Source organism: Azospirillum sp. B4 (genome assembly GCF_000333275.1).
GTDB lineage: Bacteria > Pseudomonadota > Alphaproteobacteria > Azospirillales > Azospirillaceae > Nitrospirillum.
This window is the reverse complement of the sequence record NZ_BACU01000581.1, coordinates 1-2,030: the sequence shown is the minus strand read 5'-3', so window position 1 is coordinate 2,030 and position 2,030 is coordinate 1. Positions and strand designations below refer to the sequence as shown.

At 68.6% G+C, this 2,030-nt stretch carries 2 pseudogenes; one reads left to right on the top strand and one right to left on the bottom strand.

What is annotated here, in order from left to right:
* Positions 1–1,695, top strand: a pseudogene (locus I55_RS39170) (heme utilization protein); the annotation flags it as partial.
* Here the strand turns inward: I55_RS39170 and I55_RS26260 are convergent.
* Positions 1,622–2,030, bottom strand: a pseudogene (locus I55_RS26260) (TonB-dependent receptor); the annotation flags it as partial. The pseudogenes I55_RS39170 and I55_RS26260 sit on opposite strands and share 74 nt — an antisense overlap.

The window sequence follows — 2,030 nt, the reverse complement described above, 5'->3', positions numbered from 1 at the left end:
CAGGTGGCGGCCCTGACGACCGACCAGGTGACGGGCCTGACTTCCGACACGCTGTCGGCCCTGACCACCGCCCAGGTGGCCAGCCTGACCACCGCCCAGGTCAAGGCGCTGACCACCAGCCAGTTGAACGCGCTGTCGACCGACGACGCGCGCGCCCTGACGCCGGCGCAGGTGGCGGCCCTGTCCACCACCCAGATCACGCAGCTCAGCTCCACCATCCTGACGGCGCTGACCACCACCCAGGTGGCCAGCCTGTCGGCGACGCAGATCAAGGCCCTGAGTTCCGACCAGTTGGGCACCCTGTCCACGGCGGATGCCCGGGCGCTGACCGCAACCCAGGTGGCGGCGCTGACGACCGACCAGGTCTCCACCCTGGGCAGCGACGCCCTGTCGGCCTTGAGCGCAACCCAGGTCGCGGGCCTGACCAGCGTCCAGGTCCGCGCGCTGACCAGCCAGCAGTTGAATACCCTGACCACCGCGGATATCCGCGAATTCTCCGCCACCCAGGTCGGGCTGCTGACCACGGACCAGCTGTCGACCTTGGGCACCGATCAGCTGACGGCGCTTTCCTCCACCCAGATCGCCGGCCTGACCACGGCCCAGGTGACGACACTGTCCACCGATCAGGTCGCCGCCCTGACCACCGCGCAAATCACCGCGCTGACGGCGGCGCAGGTCAAGACGCTGGACACCGACCAGTTGGACGCGCTGGCCAGCGACACGGTGCGGCGCCTGACGGGCACCCAGGTCGCCGCCCTGACGACCAGCCAGATCTCCGGCCTGGGTACCACGCTGCTGTCCAGCCTGACGACCGCACAGGTCACCAACCTGACCACCACCCAGCTGCGTGCCCTGGACACCGACCAGTTGAACGCGCTGTCGACCGCCGACACCGGTGCCCTGACGGTGGCGCAGCTGACCGGGCTGACGACCGACCAGGTCACCGGCCTGGGCACAACCTTCCTGACGGCGCTCACCACCACACAGGTGGCCGGCTTGTCAGCGGCCCAGGTCAAGGTACTGGGCACCGACCAGCTGAACGCGCTCAGCACCGCCGACACCCGGGCGCTGACCGCTACCCAGGTGGCGGCCCTGACCACCGACCAGCTGACCGGCCTCAGCAGCGACAACCTGTCGGCCCTCAGCGCCACCCAGGTGGCCAGTCTGAACAGCAGCCAGCTGCAGTCCCTGGGTTCCGACCAGCTGAACGCCCTGACCACCGCGGACGTCACGGAGTTCACCGCCGCCCAGGTCGCCCTGCTGACCACCGACCAACTGGCCAGCCTGGACACCACCCACGTGGCGGCGCTGACCTCCAGCCAGGTGGCGGGCCTGACCACAGCCCAGGTGGGCGCCCTGGACACCGGCCAGGTGGCCAGCCTGACCACCAGCCAGGTCGCCGGCCTGACGGCGGCACAGGTCAAGACGCTCAGCACCGACCAGTTGAACGCCCTGTCCACGGCCGACGCCCGCGCCCTGACGGCGACGCAGTTGCAGTCCCTGTCCACGGCACAGCTGTCGGGCCTCAGCACCACCGTCCTATCGGCGCTCAGCAACACGCAGCTGAGCAGCCTGTCGGCATCCCAGGTCCAATCCCTGGGCAGCGACCAGCTGAACGCGCTCAGCACCTCCCAGGTGCGCGGCATGTCGGCCAGCCAGAGTGGCCGAACAGGGTCACCAGCGGTTCGTTGGTGATGTTCAGCGCATCCACCGTCAGACGGACGCTGTCGTTGAACACCGGCAGCTGATAGCCCAGCGATACGTCCAGCTGGCCGCGCGACGCGTTGATCAGCGCTTCCTGCAGGTTGTTCTGCGGGGCGTTGGCGGCCGTGGACTGGTCGTTCCAGACGTAGTTCACGCTGACCGACACGCCGTGGCCTTCGTAATAACCCTGCAGGTTATAGCTGTAGGGCGAGATGCCGGTGGCGAACAGGCCGCTGTCCGAGCTTTGCTCGATATGCGTGCCGTTGGGCGAGAAGCCCAGGCCTTCGACGATGAAGTCCAGCGGCTGCACCCAGGTCAGCTCGATG